This window comes from Candidatus Deferrimicrobiaceae bacterium (assembly GCA_035256765.1).
In the GTDB taxonomy this organism is placed as follows: domain Bacteria; phylum Desulfobacterota; class Deferrimicrobia; order Deferrimicrobiales; family Deferrimicrobiaceae; genus CSP1-8.
Genome location: DATEXR010000299.1, coordinates 1 through 3,350, shown reverse-complemented (window position 1 = coordinate 3,350; position 3,350 = coordinate 1). Strand labels below are relative to the sequence as shown.

Annotated in this window: 3 protein-coding genes; 2 read left to right on the top strand and 1 reads right to left on the bottom strand. The window is 65.3% G+C overall.

The window, feature by feature from the left end:
* Positions 1 to 618, top strand: a 618-nt coding sequence (locus VJ307_10410; protein HJX74551.1) for a 4Fe-4S dicluster domain-containing protein, incomplete at its 5' end; no start/stop codon positions are given.
* Positions 619 to 631: 13 nt separating this feature from the next.
* A complete protein-coding gene (gene pabB, locus VJ307_10405) occupies positions 632 to 2,593 on the top strand; it encodes an aminodeoxychorismate synthase component I (GenBank protein ID HJX74550.1) in 1,962 nt (653 codons plus the stop codon).
* Between the two features lie 138 nt (positions 2,594 to 2,731).
* On the opposite strand, the gene VJ307_10400 is transcribed toward pabB, so the two are convergent.
* Complete coding sequence (locus VJ307_10400; GenBank protein HJX74549.1) at positions 2,732 to 3,148, bottom strand: secondary thiamine-phosphate synthase enzyme YjbQ; 417 nt, start codon at positions 3,146 to 3,148, stop codon at positions 2,732 to 2,734.
* Positions 3,149 to 3,350: the final 202 nt, after the last annotated feature.

Here is a 3,350-nt window from a genome sequence, read left to right as displayed (position 1 = left end):
GACTTCCTCGTCCGGCGGGGGCTCGCGCGGAAGATCTCCCGCGAGGAGGCGCAGGACATCTTCGCGGCCACGCGCGAGGCGGGCCTGGTCCACATCGGGGACAACGTGAGAAGGCGACCGGCGTTTGTGTGCCACTGCTGCGGATGCTGCTGCGCCATGCTCTCGGCGATCAACCGGTTCAAGATGTTCGACGCCGTGATCACCTCGCCGTTCCTCGCCGCGATCGACGCCGGGAAATGCGTCGGCTGCGGGCTGTGCGCGAAGAAGTGCCCCATCGGCGCGATCGAGGTCGGGGGGGAGAGGACGGAAGCGAAGGCGGCCGTCCACGCCGACGCGTGCCTCGGGTGCGGCGTCTGTAAACCGGCATGCGCGAAGGGGGCGCTTTCGATGGAGCCGCGGAAGGAGCGGGTCGTCGTTCCGGAAACGGCCTGGCACCGGGCGGTCCTCATGGCCATCGAGCGCGGGAAGTTCCAGAACCTCCTCTTCGACGATTTCGAGCGGCTCGACCACGCCGCCCTGCGCGTCATCACGCGGATCGTCGTGGCGCTCCCCCCGGTGAAGAAGGCACTGCTCGCCACGCAGGTGCGGTCCCGCTTTCTCCAGGCACTCGCGGGATGAACCCCCATCCGCCATGGTGAGACGCCGCCGGGGAATAGGGGACTCGCCGGTCTTCGTTTCGCTTCCCCCCGACCCCGCAGAGGTCTTCCGCTCCGCCGCCGGGGCCCCGGGCGCGGTGCTGCTGGAGACGCAGCGGCCCGAGGTCAGGGATCGATACTCCTACCTCTTCCAAGACCCCGAGCTCGTCCTCGTCTCCAACGAGCCGGGCCGTGTACCTTCGCTCCTGTCCGAGGCCGGGGAGTGGCAGGCCAGAGGGTTCCCCGTGGCCGGCTACCTTGCCTACGAGGCTGGATTCGCCCTGGATCCGGCATTCCCCCGGGAGAAGGAAACCCCGCCCAACCCGTTCCCCCTCCTCTGGTTCGGCGTGTATGCCGGATGCCTCCGGTTCGACCATCTCACCGGCCGCTGGGACCGCATCGGGCGCGTGCCGGAGGACCGGTTTGCAGACACCGCTGCAGGCCGTGTCTCCCGTGCGCAGGACGGGATCCCGGAACCCCGTTTCACCCTGTCGAGAGGGGAACACGGGGAGAAGGTCGAGACGATCCGCGGGTTCATCCGGGAAGGATGGGTGTATCAGGCCAACCTGACCGGGAAGTTCGTCTTCCCGTACCCCGGAGACCCTTTTGCCTTGTACCTGCAGCTGCGCGCCGCCCAGCCGGTCCCGTTCGCAGCGTTCCTGCGGATGGAGGAGGGCTGCATCGTCTCCCAGTCCCCCGAACTCTTCTTCCGGGTCCGGGGGGACCGGATCGAGACCCGCCCGATGAAGGGGACCGCCCCGAGGGGGCTCTCGGAGGCGGAGGACCGGAAAGCGGCCTCGGCGCTCCGGAAGGACCCAAAGAACCGGGCCGAGAACGTGATGATTGTCGATCTGCTCCGGAACGATCTCGGCCGGGTGTGCCGGCCGGGTTCCATCCGCGTCCGGCGTCTTTTCGAGGTGCAGCGGTTCCGCACCGTGCTGCAGATGGTGTCGACCGTGACCGGACGGCTTGCGCCGGGGGCGACTCCGGCGTCCCTTTTCGGCGCGCTGTTCCCGTGCGGCTCCGTGACGGGGGCCCCCAAGATCGCCGCGATGCGCCTCCTGCGGGAGCTCGAACCCGACCCGCGTGGGGTCTACACCGGCGCCCTCGGGGCGCTTCTCCCCGGCGGGGACATGGCGTTTTCCGTCGCGATACGGACGGTCGCCGTCCGGAACGGATGCGCGGAGGCGGGGGCGGGCGGCGGAATCGTGTGGGACTCGGTCCCCGAAGAGGAGTACCGGGAGATCCTGCAGAAGGGCCGGTACCTCACCGAACCCGCGCCGGACTTTCGCCTGATCGAATCCTTCCTTTGGACTCCCCGGGATGGTTTTCGGTTCCTCCCCGACCACCTGCGGCGTCTTGCGGCGTCGGCCCGGTATTTCGGGCACCGTTTCCGGCGCGAAGCGGTTCTCTCTGCGCTGCAACGCGCTGCGGACAGGTATGGCGCGGACGGTGTCGGACCGAGGAAGGTCCGCCTCCTTCTCGGGAAACGCGGAGATGTGACGGTGGAGTCGTCCCCGCCCGCGGGACCGCCCGCCTCGGGGGAGACCGTCCCTCTGCGGGTGATCCTCTCGAGCGTCTCCGTCTCCTCCCGGGATCCCTTTTCGCGGCACAAGACCACGAACCGGGCCTTTCGGGACGAGGAGCTGCGGATCGCAAAGGAGGCCGGTTTCGACGAGGTGCTCTTTGTGAACGAGCGCGGCGAACTCGCCGAAGGCGCGATCACCAATGTCTTCCTGGAGATCTCCGGGAGGCTGTACACCCCCCCGGCCGCCTGCGGGCTCCTGGAGGGGGTGTACCGGAGGCGCGTGCTTGCGGACCGGTCGCTCCGCGCTGCCGAGAGGGTGCTTTATCCCGAGGACATGGAGAGGGCGGACGGGATATTCCTCACCAACTCCGTGCGGGGGCTGCTGCCTGCCCGGCTGGCGGGACGGGCCGCCGGGTCTCTCGCCGGATGAGAAGGGGGGCTGCATGAAAAGCTACCGGAAGGAATTGTGGTTCGCATCCCGCAGCGGATGGGGTCCGTCAACATCACCCGCGACGTCGACGCGTGCCTGAAGGAAAGCGGCATCCGGGAGGGCTTGTGCCTCTCGAACTCATTCCCCGATGATCTTCACCAAGACGCGCTTCCGTCGCCGTCCGTCGAATTCCCCGTAAAATATTTGCTCCCACGGACCAAAATCCAACTTCCCATTGGTGACGGCTACAACGGTTTCCCTTCCCATGATTGACCGCTTTAGATGGGCATCGGCATTATCTTCGCCGTTATTGTGTCGGTACTGGGAGACCGGTTCGTGAGGAGCAAGTTTCTCAAGCCAAACGTCAAAGTCGTGATGAAGACCGGAATCATCGTCATTAATAAAAACGGACGCCGTAATGTGCATCGCGCTTACGAGAATGAGCCCCTCTTTGATCCCACTCTCCCTGAGGCATCCTTCCACCTGCCCGGTAATGTTTATGTAAGCCCGCCTTGTGGGGGCATTGAACCAAAGCTCCTTCCGATAGCTCTTCATTTGTCCAACTCTCCCTGTTTCCGTTCGGATGCGATTATCATAAGTCAGAATCGGGACCCGCTTAATCTAATTTTCCCAGTTTATTTTGAGTTGATGGCGCGATTTCCGACGATCCATCAAGAAGACGTTAGGGCGGAACTTCTCCATTGATTCGGTTTCGGTTATTGGGGGGTGGACCACTTTGCGGCCCAACTCTCCTCAC

Coding starts and splice junctions, on each gene's coding strand:
- pabB (HJX74550.1), top strand. CDS start 632: ATGGTGAGACGCCGCCGGGGAATAGGGGACTCGCCGGTCTTCGTTTCG.
- VJ307_10400 (HJX74549.1), bottom strand. CDS start 3,148: ATGAAGAGCTATCGGAAGGAGCTTTGGTTCAATGCCCCCACAAGGCGG.